Annotated in this window: 18 protein-coding genes; 6 read left to right on the top strand and 12 right to left on the bottom strand. The window is 35.4% G+C overall.

All coding sequences use genetic code 11. The features are described 5' to 3' along the window. Nucleotides 1–16 precede the first annotated feature (16 nt). Nucleotides 17–313, bottom strand: a complete 297-nt coding sequence (locus DW000_RS00740) for a helix-turn-helix domain-containing protein (protein ID WP_120054680.1) — start codon at nucleotides 311–313, stop codon at nucleotides 17–19. Then, on the bottom strand, nucleotides 306–521 hold the full coding sequence (locus tag DW000_RS00735; RefSeq protein ID WP_120054679.1) for a helix-turn-helix transcriptional regulator: 216 nt from the start codon (nucleotides 519–521) through the stop codon (nucleotides 306–308). Before DW000_RS00735 ends, DW000_RS00740 begins: the two co-directional genes overlap by 8 nt. 220 nt (nucleotides 522–741) lie before the next feature. Here DW000_RS00735 and DW000_RS00730 point away from each other — a divergent pair, with 220 nt between their 5' ends. The 4 genes from DW000_RS00730 to DW000_RS00715 are packed head-to-tail and all read left to right on the top strand — an operon-like array spanning nucleotide 742 to nucleotide 2,863. Then, entirely contained in the window at nucleotides 742–1,122 is a 381-nt protein-coding gene (locus tag DW000_RS00730) for a helix-turn-helix transcriptional regulator (RefSeq protein ID WP_120054678.1), read from the top strand. Further along, nucleotides 1,119–1,571 (top strand): ImmA/IrrE family metallo-endopeptidase, encoded by a 453-nt coding sequence (locus tag DW000_RS00725; protein WP_120054677.1) that lies wholly within the window; start codon nucleotides 1,119–1,121, stop codon nucleotides 1,569–1,571. Before DW000_RS00730 ends, DW000_RS00725 begins: the two co-directional genes overlap by 4 nt. A 10-nt stretch (nucleotides 1,572–1,581) precedes the next feature. Beyond that, entirely contained in the window at nucleotides 1,582–1,848 is a 267-nt protein-coding gene (locus tag DW000_RS00720) for a hypothetical protein (protein WP_120054676.1), read from the top strand. Continuing rightward, nucleotides 1,814–2,863, top strand: a complete 1,050-nt coding sequence (locus DW000_RS00715; RefSeq protein ID WP_120054675.1) for a site-specific integrase — start codon at nucleotides 1,814–1,816, stop codon at nucleotides 2,861–2,863. Before DW000_RS00720 ends, DW000_RS00715 begins: the two co-directional genes overlap by 35 nt. Before the next feature lie 210 nt (nucleotides 2,864–3,073). Here the strand turns inward: DW000_RS00715 and DW000_RS00710 are convergent, their stop codons facing one another. The 5 genes from DW000_RS00710 to DW000_RS00690 form a co-directional block, all read right to left on the bottom strand. Beyond that, nucleotides 3,074–6,520: a pyruvate carboxylase gene (locus tag DW000_RS00710; RefSeq protein ID WP_120054674.1), complete on the bottom strand. Its 3,447-nt coding sequence runs from the start codon at nucleotides 6,518–6,520 to the stop codon at nucleotides 3,074–3,076. Between the two features lie 281 nt (nucleotides 6,521–6,801). After that, a complete protein-coding gene (locus DW000_RS00705) occupies nucleotides 6,802–8,151 on the bottom strand; it encodes a M18 family aminopeptidase (RefSeq protein ID WP_120054673.1) in 1,350 nt (449 codons plus the stop codon). Between the two features lie 167 nt (nucleotides 8,152–8,318). Next, the gene (locus tag DW000_RS00700; protein ID WP_012864228.1) at nucleotides 8,319–9,152 is read right to left on the bottom strand and encodes an Mrp/NBP35 family ATP-binding protein; all 834 of its coding nucleotides are present in this window, start codon (nucleotides 9,150–9,152) and stop codon (nucleotides 8,319–8,321) included. A 120-nt stretch (nucleotides 9,153–9,272) separates the two neighbouring features. After that, entirely contained in the window at nucleotides 9,273–10,466 is a 1,194-nt protein-coding gene (locus DW000_RS00695; protein WP_120054672.1) for a PLP-dependent aminotransferase family protein, read from the bottom strand. Nucleotides 10,467–10,617: 151 nt separating this feature from the next. Next, nucleotides 10,618–11,355, bottom strand: coding sequence for a TVP38/TMEM64 family protein (locus DW000_RS00690; RefSeq protein WP_120054671.1), 738 nt, complete (start codon nucleotides 11,353–11,355; stop codon nucleotides 10,618–10,620). A gap of 250 nt (nucleotides 11,356–11,605) precedes the next feature. Here DW000_RS00690 and DW000_RS00685 point away from each other — a divergent pair, with 250 nt between their 5' ends. Next, nucleotides 11,606–11,998 carry a thioesterase family protein gene (locus tag DW000_RS00685; RefSeq protein WP_004692969.1) on the top strand — a complete coding sequence of 131 codons (393 nt, stop codon included), beginning with the start codon at nucleotides 11,606–11,608 and terminating at the stop codon, nucleotides 11,996–11,998. Between the two features lie 144 nt (nucleotides 11,999–12,142). Here DW000_RS00685 and DW000_RS00680 read toward each other — a convergent pair whose 3' ends face one another. Continuing rightward, nucleotides 12,143–13,165, bottom strand: a complete 1,023-nt coding sequence (locus DW000_RS00680; RefSeq protein WP_004697304.1) for a branched-chain amino acid aminotransferase — start codon at nucleotides 13,163–13,165, stop codon at nucleotides 12,143–12,145. Nucleotides 13,166–13,450: 285 nt separating this feature from the next. Between DW000_RS00680 and DW000_RS00675 the strand changes: the two genes are divergently transcribed. After that, entirely contained in the window at nucleotides 13,451–14,113 is a 663-nt protein-coding gene (locus tag DW000_RS00675; protein ID WP_004697151.1) for a fumarylacetoacetate hydrolase family protein, read from the top strand. Nucleotides 14,114–14,285: 172 nt separating this feature from the next. Here DW000_RS00675 and DW000_RS00670 read toward each other — a convergent pair whose 3' ends face one another. From DW000_RS00670 to DW000_RS00655, 4 genes are all read right to left on the bottom strand, one after another. After that, the gene (locus DW000_RS00670; RefSeq protein ID WP_120054670.1) at nucleotides 14,286–14,783 is read right to left on the bottom strand and encodes a methylated-DNA--[protein]-cysteine S-methyltransferase; all 498 of its coding nucleotides are present in this window, start codon (nucleotides 14,781–14,783) and stop codon (nucleotides 14,286–14,288) included. Beyond that, nucleotides 14,780–15,652, bottom strand: a complete 873-nt coding sequence (locus DW000_RS00665) for a Sir2 family NAD-dependent protein deacetylase (RefSeq protein WP_120054669.1) — start codon at nucleotides 15,650–15,652, stop codon at nucleotides 14,780–14,782. Before DW000_RS00665 ends, DW000_RS00670 begins: the two co-directional genes overlap by 4 nt. Further along, complete coding sequence (locus DW000_RS00660) at nucleotides 15,624–16,403, bottom strand: protein-ADP-ribose hydrolase (protein WP_120054668.1); 780 nt, start codon at nucleotides 16,401–16,403, stop codon at nucleotides 15,624–15,626. Before DW000_RS00660 ends, DW000_RS00665 begins: the two co-directional genes overlap by 29 nt. A 108-nt stretch (nucleotides 16,404–16,511) precedes the next feature. After that, nucleotides 16,512–17,279 (bottom strand): antibiotic biosynthesis monooxygenase, encoded by a 768-nt coding sequence (locus tag DW000_RS00655; protein ID WP_120054667.1) that lies wholly within the window; start codon nucleotides 17,277–17,279, stop codon nucleotides 16,512–16,514. Nucleotides 17,280–17,291: the final 12 nt, after the last annotated feature.

The following is a 17,291-nucleotide window of genomic DNA, read 5'->3' as shown; positions in this document are numbered from 1 at the left end:
ATAAACCAAATCAATTTCATAACTCATTACCTACTATCACTAGCATTTGGCTGGTGATTTTTTTAATTTCACTTTTCAAACGATTGTTTTCTTTTTCCAATCGTTCCACTTCGTTTTTTAACTTTCTGTAACCAATAGCCGAGTATTCACTTTCAATCCCTGCTAGTGCTTCAACCTCTTTTTTGCTAAACCTAACACCACTTACATTTGGTAGTTGTTTTAGCACTCCTCTATTTCTTAGGTCGTATACTGCTGTCTGTGAAATCTGAAATAGTTTTGCCACTTGGTTGACGGTGTAAACTAAACTATCTATCTAACGACACCCCCTTTGTTAACTCTTCTACACCACAATCGAAATAGTTAGCCAACTTAATAAGGTTAGAAACGTTAGGTGATTGGATGCCATTTTTCCAACGAGATATAATGCCTTGATTTATACCTGTTTCCTTAGAAAGTTGGTAGGCAGAAACACCTTTTTTGTCCATCTCCTTTTTAATATTCATGTATACAGTTTTTATCATTTACACACCCCCTTTACGTTTGGTATACTTGCGATATAGTAAGCGTTAATTTTCTACTATAGCCACTTACTGTAATCCATCTGGTTACTTACGTTTTCATAAGCACCTTACTCTTGTATTGTACTTCCGTTTTCGTTAGTAGTCTAGTAAACACTTTTTAATTTTTTTAAAATATTTATTTAATTTCTAAAATGTGTTTTTATTTTTATCGAGGTGTACCATGTTATATGATAAAATAGACGAACTAATGCGCAAGGCTGGTGTGTCCGCCTATCAAGTTTCACAAAGTACAAACATTCCGCAAAGTGCTTTTTCGAGATGGAAAAGCAGAGAAAGCGAACCAAGTTTAAAAAATGTTAAAATTTTAGCCGAGTATTTTGGAGTTCCTATCAATGATTTACTGTCTGATACCGACAATAAAATAAAAGAGACGTCAATCAAAAAGAAAGACACCTCAAAAGTTAATATCAAAGATGTAAAAGTAATGTTTTATGGAAACTATGAACTTACAAAGCAAGAAAAGCAATTAGTTGAAAATGTGATTAAAGGTGTAATTGCATCAAGAAAAGATGAAAGGGATAAAAATAATCAGACATCATGAAACGAATGTTGCCAAAAGTATTAGATATTATTAAAGAACATAAGTCGAACGATCCAGATGTTATTGCTAGGAATTTAAGAATTAGGGTTCATTATAGATTGTTGCCAAAACAACTCAAAGGAATGTTAATTAAAACGCCTTTTACAAAAGACATAGTAATTAATTCCAAAATAAATATTAATCAAAAGAAAGTGGCTCTTGCCCACGAATTAGGTCATATATACTTACATGGCGGTGGTTTTAATCTTATAGAGATTGATTTATTGACAGACAGCGAAAGAAAAAGAAAAGAATACGAAGCTAACAAATTTGCTTTTCTTTTAGTTGCTCACACTTGCATGAGGAACTCACCACGAATGATTGATAGTATTAGAAATGAGCGATATTTAACATTCAATGATACTGTTGAACTACTCAATATATTTGAGCGAACAGGGTGTTATATATAAGAGGTGTATTATGAAAGCTAAATACAAAGAGATACAGAAAGAGATGATAAACATCACACTTGCCACCTACTTATTTACATTTTTATTTGCAGGGATATTTTTTATCATTATCCAAGATAAAGGCGAAACAATCGGTGCAACCATATCAGGTATTATATTTTGGTTGGGGTACGCCCTAATTCGTTACATCAATAAACGTCAAAGCACTAAATTTTTTGAAAAATTAGAAACGAGGGAACGATATGCAATACAATTTCACTATCAGAAAAAAAAATAAAGGGTTTCAGATTATAGTTAGCTATAAGGATGGCTACAAATGGAAACAGAAATCTAAACAGGGTTTCGCCACGCAAAGAGATGCTAAACTTTATGGGCAACAAATAGTCGATAACCTAAAAAAGACTATCACCGCACAAATCGATGATAGTCTAAAGGATATTACATTAATTCAATTTTTTGATATTTTTGCCAAGGATAAAATTAATCTATCGTATGGATCTATACTCACCTATCGTAACTCATTACGAGTAGTCGAACATTTGAAAAATAAAAAGATAGTGGATATAACACATACAATGATACGAAATGAGTTTAGCCAATCACCATATGCGGTTAGTACGCAAAAGTTATGTAAACGCATACTAAATGTCATATTCAATTACGCTATATCACCTTATCACATTATAGCCACTAATCCATGTAAAGGAATTACATTTACTAATAGAACGCAACAACAATTAAAACTACTAGACGAAAATGATTTAAAAGCCATAGAACGAATGAAAAGCAATCACTACATGTATTATGTCATGTTCATGGTTGCACGTTATACAGGGGCTAGATACGGAGAAATTATCGGTATCACATGGAATGACATATATTTAGATAAAGCTATTATATCCATTAATAAACAATGGTCTATTACTGGTGATGGTTTACATGGCTTCTCTCCACTAAAAAGCAACAATGGATACAGAGATGTTCCAATACCACCACGGCTAATAGACATATTAAAAGCATATAAGACCACATCAACAACAGATAGGTTATTCCCTACAAAGAATGCTAAATCATCTAGGGCTAACTACATTCTTAAATTATATGTACCTAATAAGTCCATTCATGCATTTAGACATACATATGCTACTACCCTACTATCAAACAATGTAGACATAAAAACAGTAGCATCGCTACTTGGTGATACAGTCGATACAGTCATAAAGAATTACATACATTACTCTGATGAAATGAGAAAAAACGCTGCGGAAAACGTAGCCAATATTTTTGGCTAATAATTTTTGACGATTTTATGACGTTTTATCAAAAAGTACAGCAAACAAGCGTATTATATAACTTATTTTCATTATATTATATAGTACCATGAAACCCTTGAAAATACAAAGAATCCCTAGGATTTCCTAGGGATTCTTCCATTATTCTTCAATTTTTCATTTTATGAAATATTTGAGAAATAATATTTTTAATTTTAAATGATTGTTAGCTTATCGTTTTAAAGCATCTTCAATACGAAGCAAGCAGTCACCAGATTCGATACGGCTACCTTCACGTACAAGAATTTCTTCTACGATACCATCAATAGGAGCTGTAATTGTTGTTTCCATTTTCATCGCTTCTGTAACGATCAATGGTTCACCTTTAGCTACAGATTGACCATTCTTAATAAGAATCTTAACAACGGAACCAGACAATGTAGCACCAATTTCACCAGGGTTAGATTCATCCGCTTTGCGACGAACAACACCAGTTGTCTTAGCATGTTTATCATGAACCTTAATGCTACGAGGTTGACCATTAAACTCGAACAATACGATGCGGTTACCATCTTCATCAGGTTCAGAGAAACCATTCATCTTGATAATCAGTGTTTTACCTTTTTCAATGGTTACTTGAATTTCTTCGCCCCGTTTCATACCAAAGAAGAATGTTGGAGTATCTAATACAGATACATCGCCAAAGTCTTTTACAAATTTATTGTAATCTTGGTAAACCTTAGGATACAAGCAATATGCACTAATATCTTCATCAGTTGTTTGGGCTCCCATTTCGCTTAATTCATGACGAATATGTTCAAAATCTGTTGGAGGTAATACAGCACCAGGGCGAACTGTGATTGGGCGAGCACCTTTCAAGATGATTTTTTGTAATTTTTCAGGGAAGCCTTGATATGGAGTACCAAGACGGCCTTCAAAGAATTCAACTACGGATTGAGGGAAATCCAATACATCGCCTTTTTCGTATATATCTTTTTCAGTTAAGTTGTTTTGTACCATGTACAATGTCATATCCCCTACCACTTTAGAGGATGGTGTAACTTTAATGATATCACCAAACATCATGTTTACTTGGTGGTACATTTTCTTTATATCTGTCCAACGATCACCAAGCCCTACCATTTTAGCTTGTTGTTGCAAGTTAGAGTATTGTCCACCTGGCATTTCATGTTGATATACTTCAGTATTAGGATATGCTTCTGCTTTATCTACACCTTTGTAATATGGTCTGATACTACCAAAATAATGAGACATTTCTTCCATATACTCGATGTTCATTTCTGGTTGACGTTCATGACCGGACAACGCATAGTACATGGAATTCATACTAGGTTGAGAAGTACCATTAGCAAAAGCAGAGTACGCTAAGTCGATTACATCAACACCAGCATCTACAGCGCGGCCATATGTATAGATAGAGTTACCAGAGCCTTCATGAGTATGTAAGTGAATTGGAACAGAGACAGCATCTTTCAAGGCAGATACCAAGTTATAAGAAGCTTGTGGTTTTAAAAGGCCGGCCATATCTTTAATAGCAATAATATTGGCACCAGCTTTTTCAAGATCTTTTGCCATATTCACATAATAGTCCAAGTTGTATTTTGTACGAGCACCATCAAGGATATCGCCAGTGTAGCACAATGCAACTTCAGCTATTTTATTTTGTGCACGCACTTCATCGATAGCAACATGCATATTATCAAGACTATTCAAGCTATCAAATACGCGGAATGCATCAATACCATTAGCAGCAGCCCGTTGAATGAATTGACGAACTACGTTGTCTGGATACGATGTGTAACCTACGGCATTTGCACCACGAAGAAGCATTTGAAGCAATGTATTTGGCACTTCACGACGGAACATGCGCAAACGCTCCCACGGATCTTCATGTAAGAATCGGTATGATACGTCAAAAGTAGCACCCCCCCAACATTCTAAGGAGAATAAGTTAGGTACACCTTTTGCAGCATGACCAGCTACGCGAGCCATATCGATTGTACGAAGACGTGTAGCAAACAAGGATTGATGGGCATCACGCCAAGTGGTATCAGTGAAGAATACTTGTTTTTGTTCCGATAACCATTTACTGAATTTATCTGGTCCAAGTTCATCAAATTTTTGTTTTGTACCAGATGCTGGACTTACATCCAAAGTAGATGGCATTTGAATCGGTTCAAAGTCAGGAACCTCTTGAGCTCCTGCACCAGAATAGCCATTAATTGTAACATCAGCAATGTAACGTAATAATTTAGTACCACGGTCGCGATCTGGTTTCAATTCGAATAATTCAGGATGTTCTTCAATGAAGTTTACATTGTAAGAACCACTTTGGAATTCAGGATGTTCCAATACATTAATCAAGAAGTGAATATTTGTTTTTACACCGCGAATACGGAACTCTTTTAAGCAACGAAGCATTTTACGAATAGTTTCTTCGTTGTTAGGACCAAATGCTGTCGCTTTCACAAGCAAGGAGTCATAGTAAGGTGTTACAACGGCACCTGTAAAAGCATTACCAGAATCAAGACGGATACCAAAACCACCAGAGCTACGGTACGCTAAGATTTTACCGGTATCAGGCATAAAATTATTTTTAGGATCTTCTGTGGTAATACGACATTGGATAGCAGTGCCTTTACAAGGAATTTTATCCTGCTCAGGAATACCTACTTCAGGGCTATGTAAACTAAAGCCTTCAGCGATTCTAATTTGAGCATGAACAATGTCAATATCTGTAATCATTTCTGTTACAGTATGCTCTACTTGAATACGTGGATTAACTTCGATAAAGTAGAAGCTACCATCAGCAGTTACCAAAAATTCTACAGTACCTGCATTCACATAACCAACATTTTTCATGATTTTAACGGCAGCATCACATACAGCTTTACGAGTTTCTAATGACAACGCAAAGGCTGGCGCCATTTCAACTACTTTTTGGTGACGACGTTGAACAGAGCAATCACGTTCATGCAAATGAACTACATTGCCATGTTCGTCACCTAAGATTTGAACTTCAATATGTTTAGGCTCTACGATAAGTTTTTCTACATATACATCATCATCACCAAACGCAGCTTTCGCTTCAGATTTAGCACGATCATATGCATCTCGAAGGTCTTCTTTATGATGAACTTCACGCATACCACGACCGCCGCCGCCATTAACGGCTTTAATCATCAATGGAAAACCATGTGTATCAGCAAATTCTTCTAATTGAGCATAATCTTTTAAAGCCCCATCAGAACCTGGAATCATTGGGATTTTTGCTAATTTAGCTTGCTCACGAGCATTTACTTTATCACCAAACATATTCAAATGCTTGATTTTAGGCCCGATAAAGATAATTCCTTCTTCTTCACAACGACGAGCAAAGCCTTCATTTTCAGATAAGAAGCCATAACCTGGATGGATAGCATCGATGTCATGTTCTTTTGCAATACGGATGATATCTTCAATATCAAGATATGCGTCAACTGGTTTTTTCCCTTCCCCTACGAGATAGGCTTCATCGGCTTGGTTACGGTGCAAGGATAATGTATCCTCTTTAGAGTAAATGGCTACAGTTTTAATCCCCATTTCATTACATGCACGGAACACGCGGATCGCAATTTCTCCACGGTTGGCAACCAATACGGATTTAATTTTTCTCATGTATTGCCTCCTACTAGCTTCCACAAATGTGAACTATCAGCTTTCATTTTTATTAATATATGAATATTTCCTATACTTATAGATAAATCAATATTATGGGAGATCTCATCAAAATTTATGATGAGGTTTATATTCATAATAATATATACTTATTATACAATATTTTCATTATATTTAAAGGATTATACCAATTATGAAAGTATAAAATATATTTTTTACTGTTCATTACAAAAAATCATATGTCTTTCAATAATATACATCGAATAAATTCTATTTTTATATTATTTACCACCTAAAAAGTGATTCATTAATCGATTTAATTGCTCTTGATCAGCTGCCCCCATCAATTCTCTAGCTGAATGCATTGCTAAAAGAGGCAAGCCTACATCAATAGTACGGATTGGTAACATAGCTGATGAAATTGAACCTACAGTAGATCCACCTGGAATATCCGAACGATTTACATAAATCTGATACTGTGCATCCGCTTCTTCACAAAGGCCTTTAACGATAGCAATGGCCTTAGCATCTCCGGCGTAAGATTGGCTACATGCAATTTTGAGAGATAACCCTTTATTAAGTACAGGAATATTCGTAATATCATTTTTCTCTGGATAGTTTGGGTGTAATCCGTGCGCTACATCGGAAGAAATCATAAAGCCCTTAGAGATAAAGCTGTCCATCTCTTGATTAGAATATCCTAATGCGTCATACACACGTTTAACGAGATTTGGTAATATCATGCCGGCCCCACCTTGTTTCGTACGACTACCCACCTCTTCGTTATCAAAAAGTATAGCACAGCGAACACCATTGACATTCATTTTTTTGGCTTGAATAATACCAGATAATACACCAAAGCAAGATGTTAAATTATCTAAACGAGGTGAGCTAATGAAATCACCTTCCGTACCGAGTACACAGCCTTGTTCCGTAGGATATAAAGTCATTTCATAAGATAATATTTCGGAAGGATCGCAATCTACTTCATCAGCTAAAAACTTTGTCCACTCATCGTATTGAGTATCTGATTCTGAAAATAAACTTGGATTATTTCTATTATTTAAAGGTTTTGTAGGATTATCTTCATTATTACGTTCCATCATCAATATAGGAAGCATTTCTTTTTGACGATTTAGTTTAACCCCATCATTAACAGAGCGATTCATATGAATAGCTAGGTTTGGAACAATAGCGATAGGCCGTTTTGTATCGACTAGAACAGAATCTACGTCAAAGGCATTTTTTCCTTTTAACACAACCGTACCTGCTGCACCTAATGGACGATCAAGCCATGTATTTTCTATAAGCCCGCCATACATTTCTACATTTAACTTTGTGTATCCTTTCATAGAGGTTATAGGGTTTGGTTTAACACGAATAGCAGGAAAATCTGTATGAGCCGACGCAATACGTAATGTATGTTCTGGTTTCTTCCCTATATGAAAGGCAAATAAGGTGGTGCCGAACACGTTAACTACATAAGAACCAGAGTCTAACTGCCACTCATCTTCTAAACTGAGCTCTGTAAATCCTGAGTCCAATAGCATTTGTAAACTTGTATCTACTGTGTGATACGGAGATGTACAAGCGCCAATATACTTTAATAATTGTTCATTATCAAACTTCATAGGTCCCTCCTATGCACAAATCATATAAAATTTGTACAATTAGCTTGAATAATTTATTATGTATATTATTTTACAATATTTACATTAATTATCTATTAACTACTCATATTTTATCATAAAAAGCCGCCCCTATCGGGACGGCTTTATATATCTTTAACAGATGAATCCTATTCAGGTAGAGATACGTCTTCTAAATTTGTTTTTTCGATAGACTCAATATTACCTTTATCGCAAAGGTTTGCAATAGTTGGGTCAATTGGTAAACGGTTCAACAATAATAGACCGTATTTTTGAAGGATTTCTTCGATGTGGCTTTCACCAAAAATTTGATAATCCTTACCGTTATCTGGGCAATGGAAGTAAGAGTAGTTTTCCACCACACCAATAATAGGCACTTGCATTAAATCAGCCATTTTAACTGCTTTTTCAACAATCATGGATACCAAGTCTTGAGGAGATGTAACGATAATAATACCGTCCAATTTCAAGGATTGATATACAGTAATCGCTACGTCACCTGTTCCCGGTGGCATATCAACAAATAAATAATCGATGTCTTTCCAAATAACATCTGTATAAAATTGTTTTACTACATTACCTAAAATAGGACCACGCCATAAAACAGGATCTGTATCGTTTTCCAAAAGGAGGTTAACAGACATAACGTCAATACCGCCTTTAGATTTTACAGGATACATACCGATTTCGTCAGCATATGCCTTTTCCTTAATGCCAAACATCTTAGGAATAGAAGGACCTGTAATATCCGCATCGAGGATACCTACTTTGTAACCTTTACGCGCCATTGTAATGGCCATCAAGCTGGTAACGGAGGATTTACCTACGCCACCTTTGCCAGATACTACACCAATTACATGTTTAACAGAACTAAGCTCGTGTAATTGAGCTGTAAGATCTTGAGGTTGTTGAGGCGCGCCACCACCGCAACCAGAAGATTGAGATGGGCATCCGCCACAATCACTGCTGCTACCGCAACCCATAGTAAACACCTACTTTCTTTGAGGCTATACCTCACATCTATATTAAAAACTTTTTTATATGGTAAACACAATGTATCTACGCTTACATTGTATCACGTTATATCAAAAATTATCAATATATTACTCACCACAAAATTCTTTAGTTAACCCGCCGAGAATTTCCATCCCCTTTGTAATTTCCTCTACTGTTGGTACCGTATAGCTCAAACGAAATGCATGACCTTCTCCTGCTCCATCTGCTGCAAAGGCACCACATTTAATAATCCCTACATTGCGGTCCATACAAGTTTCAAAGAATACATCACAATCTACATCCTCAGGCATCGTCATCCATGCAAACATACCACCTGTAGGTTGTGTCAAATAAACTTTAGAACTCGCATACTTTTTAAAAGCGTTAAGTAAAGCTTCACATTTCATTTTATATACTTTTCGTACATTATCTAAATGAGCATCGTAATCAATGGTATCAAGAACCTTCGCTACCACCTTTTGAGTTACTAATGGCATTTGACCGGCCGTATTATTTTTTAATGCTTGGATAGCTTCAATAATTTTAGTTGGACCAAATAAGAAACCGACGCGCAAGCCTGCAGATAATGTTTTAGAATAAGAACCTGCATACAGAACACGATCTTCTGTGTCGAAGGATTTGAACGTTGGAATGTATTCTCCGGCGAAACGAATTTCACCATATGGATCATCTTCATAGATAAATAAATCATATTTAGATGCAATAGCATAAATCTCCTTACGGCGCTCTAAAGGCATAGTAATGCCTGTTGGATTTTGGAAGTTAGGAATTAGATAAATATATTTACCTTTACCAGATTGAGCCGCTTTTTCTAACTCACCTGGAATCATACCATACTCATCAGTTTTAATACCTATTGCTTTACCGCCCATGTTTCGCACAGAGTTAATAGCACTGGTGAAAGTAAATTCATCCATGTACACTTCATCGCCTGGTTCTAAAACTGTGATTGGTACAAGACCTAATAATTGACCTGCACCATTGGAAATAATGAGACCTTGTCCTTCCGGATTCATCTTATGAGTTTGTACTAAACGTTCTAATGTAAGTTCTGCTAAATGTGCATCACCTTGCATTGGACCATATTGTAAAAGGCTCATAGGATTAGAATGTACAACTTCATCAAAAGCATTTTCGATGACTTCTACCGGAATCGCTTCAGGCGCAGGATTGCCAATACCAAAGCTAATAAAGCCTTCCACACCTACACCACGTTCAAATACTTCACGAATAAAATTAGGTCCTTTTAAGGTTACACGTTCAGGAAGAGAAAAGCTCATACTATCGCCTCTTTCATATATACTATGTAGAAAATACTTCTAAGTAGAAAATATTACTAACATCAAAAATTAAGAATATTACATTATTAGAACGTAAGCAGTCTATAGTTAATTAGTTATTTTGTAATGCCTTACCTAATTAGACTTTATATTACGCATTAGGATCATGCTCTTGTTCCGCATTTTTCTTATTAATATAGTTCTTATATACTTTCCAAAGAATGAAGTATACAACACCTGCAACAAGAACAATAATTCCTAAGCGCCCCATATTTTCTTGGAAATTTACAATATCAGTACCGATGGCAACTTCTAAAGCCGTGGATGGGAATTTACCAATCAAGTTTGCCAATATATAATCTCTAGGTTTAATTTTACTAATGGCCCCTAAGGCTGTAATAACGCCAGATGGGAAGTACGGTAAGGATCGTGCAAATAACATAACCACAAAACCGTTTTTACCAGAAAAATCATCTACTTTCATCAATACCGTACTCTTAGCAATCAACTTGTCCGCTGTATCACGTAAGAAGTAACGCATAATATAAAAGCTAATGACTACGCCAATTGTTTCAGCCAACCAAGAAATAATGATTCCTGGCCACATGCCAAATACTAAACCGTTTGCTGTAGATATGAAAATTGACGGTAAAAAGCCTACGGCGTTAACAAAAATATCGAGGACCATACTCACCAACATGGCCATAGGGCCAAAACTTTGAATATAATCCGCTACCTCTTCCATAGAGCCACTTGTTGCTAAGTGCCACATGGTCGGATAAAATGTAGGATCTACAATATTTATAATAATTAATAAAACAATAAAACCTATGCCTGCTATTAACTGTACCCAACCTTCACCAGAAGGTTTTAAATTTCTTTTACTCATATATACCTCGTATAAAAAAGACTAGCTTCATTATATCACGTATTCTATAGAACAGTTATAACTAGTTACATTTCTTTAATTCTAATCTGAATAGCTATTTTTTTTAATATATTTAAAATTGGTAACCGATATAGCTTTAGAGGCGTATACATATATCTATAAAATATGTATCATTACATTAGCATAAAAATTATCGAAAGATGTATAATACTATTATAACGAGAATTTTCTTAATGAAAGAAGGTATAATATGGTATCAGCAGGTCAAACAGCTACGGCTACTGTAACAGTTACAGAATCTAATATTGCTAAAACAATGAAATCTGGTTCTTTAGATGTCTTTGCCACACCGGCCATGTGCGCTTTAATGGAAGAAGCGGCTCAAGCAGCAGTACAACCATACTTAGAAGAAGGTGAAGGCACTGTAGGTATTGCTTTATCCATCACCCATGAAGCCCCTACTCCACTTGGTGCAACAGTAACAGCAAAAGCTATTGTAAGCGCCGTAGAAGGTCGCAAAATCACATTCGATATCGAAGCTTCTGATGGCATTGGTATTATCGGTCGTGGTACACATGAACGCTTTGTCATTAACAACGAAAAATTTATGGCTAAAGTGCATAGTAGAGCAAACGCTAACTAAATATAGCTAGAATATTTATCAATCAAAATCATTAGTTTACTAATATCTTTAGCAGAATAAAAAACGGCATCTATCATACGGTAGATGCCATTTTTATATACTTTCATGTTTGCATAATTAAATCATATTTGCATAGTTAAATAATTAGCAAATTTTAACTACCCAGCCTTCAGGAGCTTCGATTTCACCATGTTGAATGCCAAGTAATGTGTCATATAATTTTTTAGTGATAGGACCCATATCATCCATGCCAGCAGGAACATTAATAGTGCCTTCTGGAGTATCGATTTGACCTACTGGAGAAATAACAGCCGCTGTACCACAAAGACCAATTTCAGCAAAGTCTTTTAATTCATCTTTATGAACAGGACGATGTTCTACAGTCATACCAAGGTAGTGTTCTGCTACATACATCAAAGAACGACGTGTAATGGATGGCAAAATACTATCAGATTTAGGTGTAACTAATTTACCATCTTTAGTAATAAAGATGAAGTTAGCACCACCAGTTTCTTCTACATGTGTACGAGTAGCCGCATCAAGATACATATTTTCTGCATAGCCTTCATTATGAGCATCAGTGATAGCATACAAACTCATAGCATAATTCAAACCAGCTTTAATATGGCCAGTACCATGAGGAGCTGCACGATCAAAATCAGTAATACGAATTTTGATTGGTTTAGCACCACCTTTAAAGTAAGGGCCTACTGGTGTTGTAAACACACGGAATTGATATTCATCAGCAGGTTTTACACCGATAACAGAGTTTGTACCCATCATGTAAGGACGAATATAAAGGCTTGCACCATGACCATATGGAGGAACAAAGTCTTTATTTGCTTTTACAACTTCTTTTACAGCTTCGAGGAAACGACCTTCAGGTAATGTAGGCATTACAAGGCGTTCACAGGATTGATTCAAACGTTCTGCATTCAAATCTGGACGGAAGCATACGATGTGACCATCTTTTGTATAGTATGCTTTCAAACCTTCAAAAACAGTTTGAGCGTATTGGAATACACCAGCACATTCATTAAGGACAACGTTAGCATCAGTAATTAGACCACCTTCGTCCCATTTACCATCTTTATATGTAGTCAAATAACGGTAGTCGGTTTCTACATAACCAAAACCGAGATTATCCCAATCGATATTCTTGCTCATAACAATAACCTCCATTTATATTGATATACACTTAATCTTATCACTATCATCTTGTATTTTCAATAGATTCTATAGAGATGATAAATTATATATACAGATATAGTATCTATTAAGATATATCATCTATATATAGGTAACATATTAATAGATATGTATATTATCAAATAGGCCCCTAGCTATACTATCGTTGAATATAAAAATTGTTTTTTACAGTATAGCTACCGCCCTATTTATATTATAATAATTTTAGATATACATTATCCTATTTTACTAGAGGTCCCTATTATGAACGAAAATAAAAATTTTTTAATTCCTAATCCTAAAAGTATCATTTGTATCGGCCTTAACTACGCTGATCATATTGCTGAAACTAGTCTAGCTACACATGATTTTCCAGAAATCTTTATGAAAACATCAAATGCTCTTGCAGGTAATCATGATACAATTACTATTGAAGACGAAACTTTCCATTACGATTATGAAGGAGAATTAGTTATCATCATCGGTAAATCTGGTAAAAACATATCTCCTGAAAAGGCAATGGAACATATCTTAGGCTATACCATTGGTAACGACGTATCTGCCCGTACATTACAGTTTAGAGGTTCTCAATGGATTCTTGGCAAATCGCTTGATCACTTTGCTCCTATTGGTCCTAATATTGTATCTCCTGATGATTTTGACTTTGAAAGTGCTACTATTACGACAACAGTAAATGGTGAAATACGTCAACAAGCAAAGCTAGAACAAATGATTTTTAAGCCTTATAACATTATTGCCTTCTTATCAACATATATGACACTCCAAGAAGGTGACATTATCTTTACAGGTACGCCTAGTGGTGTAGTATTAGGTAAAAATGAAAGTAAGTATTCTTGGTTAAAACCAGGAGATATTGTTACAGTTTCCATAAGTGGTATTGGTACCTTAGAAAACAAATTTATTTAAAATAAGTACATTGTTAAAGTATTGTATTTGCTCGTATTCTTATTATTACGATATCTATTTACATTACAACTAAATATATCTAAACACAAAAAGAGATTACTTCTATGTATGTCTAACTATACATAGAAGTAATCTCTTTTATTATTATCTATGTTTTATATTTACTATTACTTTATTTATGCTCTGACTCTAGGTCTAGCATATATTTCTTGCGTTCAATGCCCCCTGCATAGCCCGTTAACTGGCCATTACTACCAATAACACGGTGACAAGGAACGATGATAGAAATTGGATTATTCCCTACAGCCCCCCCTACGGCTTGAGCAGAGAATTTCTCTTTACCTTGTTGCTGTGCAATCTGTTTACCAATATCTCCATATGTTGTAGTTTCACCATAAGGTATGGTTTGTAATATAGACCATACAGATTTACGGAACTCAGTACCTTCTAACTGGATGGGAGGTGTAATAAAGGGCTTTTTACCATTAAAGTATTGATTTAGCCACATAATTGTTACTTCAAATGGACCTGTTAGTTGCTCTATATACTCCGCATCATCATAACTAGGTGCATAAGCTTCATCAATAAAAAATAAATCTGTTAAGTATGATAATGTACCAAGCATAATCATAGTTCCTAATGGACTTTCATAGGTGTATTTATAGTTCATAGTACATTAGCTCCTTCTTTAGATAACAAATCATTCAATACCTTTTGTATGTCATTATTAAATAATACTGTATTTTGCTGAATATCAAATGGAATCGATTGTTTTTCAATATTAACTGGTACATATAGTGTGTCTATATTATCATGTGCCATCCGCATAAATGGATATTTGATAATCATCGGCGTATTATAGCCAACACCAAGTTCTAACAATACGGTTTTCTTATCTTTATAATTCTCTATAAAACTTGCATATCGTTTTTGAGCTGCATACCAACCTTCGTCTTGCACAAAGGCACCGTCGACACGTAAATTCATCGTCATTAGTTCGCCACATCTAGGACAGTGAGGAATTAATTCTGTGGGAATTTTCATATCCTTTTGTTCTTTCACCATACGACGCACTTGTTCTTCATTATCATAAGTCTTTTGATGACATGGCTCAGAGCATTGCCACAAGCCATAATCACCTTGCATGTAATAAAATCTATTTTTATCCACTCCAGCAAATTGCATTTGATGATCTACATTAGTGGTAATCACAAAGTAATTCTTATTTTGTAACAACTCCATCAACCGAATATAAGGTTCACCTGCTGAAATATCATAGCGATTATAGTAGATATGACGGCTCCACCATGCCCAATATTCTTCCATGCTTTCAAATGAATAGAATCCACCAGAATACATATCTGTAATACCATACTTTTTGTGAAAGTCATCAAAGTATTTATGAAAACGCTCACCACTATAGGTCAGACCCGCTGCAGTAGACATACCTGCCCCGATACCAACGAGTACCGCATCAGCAGTATTCAAAAATTCTTTTACACGTTCTATATTATCCCAATAATTTGTTGTAGATTTCATAATCTATATCCTTATATACATTAAATACCACTTGTATTTTACTATTAGTTTCTTTTAAATACCTACGTACCGTATCGATAGCAATTTGGGCCGCCAATTCATTAGGAAATCTAAACTCACCTGTAGAAATGCAGCAAAATGCAATGGACTTCAAACTATAAGCATTAGCTAGCTCCAAGCAAGATCTATAGCACGATGACAATTGTTCTTTTTCTAAGTCTGTAACAGTATCATAAACAATAGGCCCTACCGTATGGATAACATGACTGGCAGGTAAATTAAAACCATAGGTCATACGAGCTACACCTGTCTTTTCAGGCATATCCATATACTCAGTCATCCTAGCACAGGCCATACGTAACTCAATACCAGCAAAAGTATGAATGGCATTATCAATACATTTGTGATTCGGTAGAAAACAACCGAGCAACTGCTCATTAGCTGCATTGACTATAGCCTTTACCGCTAGACGCGTTATATCCCCTTGCCACAAATATATCTGAGGTTCTCGCTCTTCCATATCGTTAATCGTAACGATGCCTTTTTCATGAGCCAATGTATTTAAGTATTCATCCTGTATCTTCATCCATTCCGCGGGCATGGCTCCTGCTGGACGAATATTACATAGTGCTCTAAATAGAGTAAATTGTTCTTCTTCATTTACTGGAATATCTATATGTTCGTTATATTTCTCTTTATATTCTGCTACCAATCCCTCTAAAAGATAGCGCAATCGTTCTTGTTGTGTCATATATAACTCCTAAATAGAATTAACTAGATTATAACCTATTATATAGCAAAAAACTGCTAGCACATAATATGCTAGCAGTAACTTTACTGATTAGTATTTTATCAAAGACTAAGGTCTAACAAAAGCTTGACCACCATGGTTTACGAGGATATCCCCATCTAATACTTTAGTAGTAACCCCTTGTAGACTACCTTGGATTTGGCTCATCATAAAGCGATAGCCTGGACTATTCAAGTGTTTAGTAAGGGCTTCCTGATTGCTATAGATCTGAATGATGTACCAGCGATTTTTTGCGTTTCTTTCACGAAGCACATAACCAGCCTTATAACCCACATCATCACGAACGGCACGTTCCATATCGAGTTGATATTGTCGTTGTACCGTATCGATTTCATTGCTATCAACAGTAAACTCAGTTAAGGTAACTACTGCCTTACCATCATTTACAATGGATAATGCATCTTTCTTTTCAAATAAAAGTACAGACTGTACATCATACATCTTACGATTTGTTAATTTAGAACCTACTTCATTAACAAAGGCTTGATAATGGTCAGATTTGCGATGTGTCTCAATAGCAGCTAAATCTTTATAGATTTCAACTACATAAGACTCCGAAGGATTACCTTTTACATGCGCCACATTCATGGACAATGTATTAGGTTCTTTTTCCATAGATGCTGTCAGATTAGCTACACCTGCACTATTATAAGTTCCTTGTAACTCTACAGGTATTTCGAAACGATACATACCTACGCTAGGTGCTGTATCTACAGATTGATCCCGCTCCATAACAAGAGCTGCAAAAGATGTGCTTACACCTAATACGGCAATAGCAGATGTTAATACAATACGTTTTAACAAATTTTTGTTCATAAAAGACTCCTA

It is taken from the genome of Veillonella sp. AF36-20BH (genome assembly GCF_003602765.1).
Lineage (GTDB): Bacteria > Bacillota > Negativicutes > Veillonellales > Veillonellaceae > Veillonella > Veillonella hominis.
Note: the sequence above shows the minus strand (reverse complement) of the source record. Positions and strands in the feature narration are given on the sequence as shown.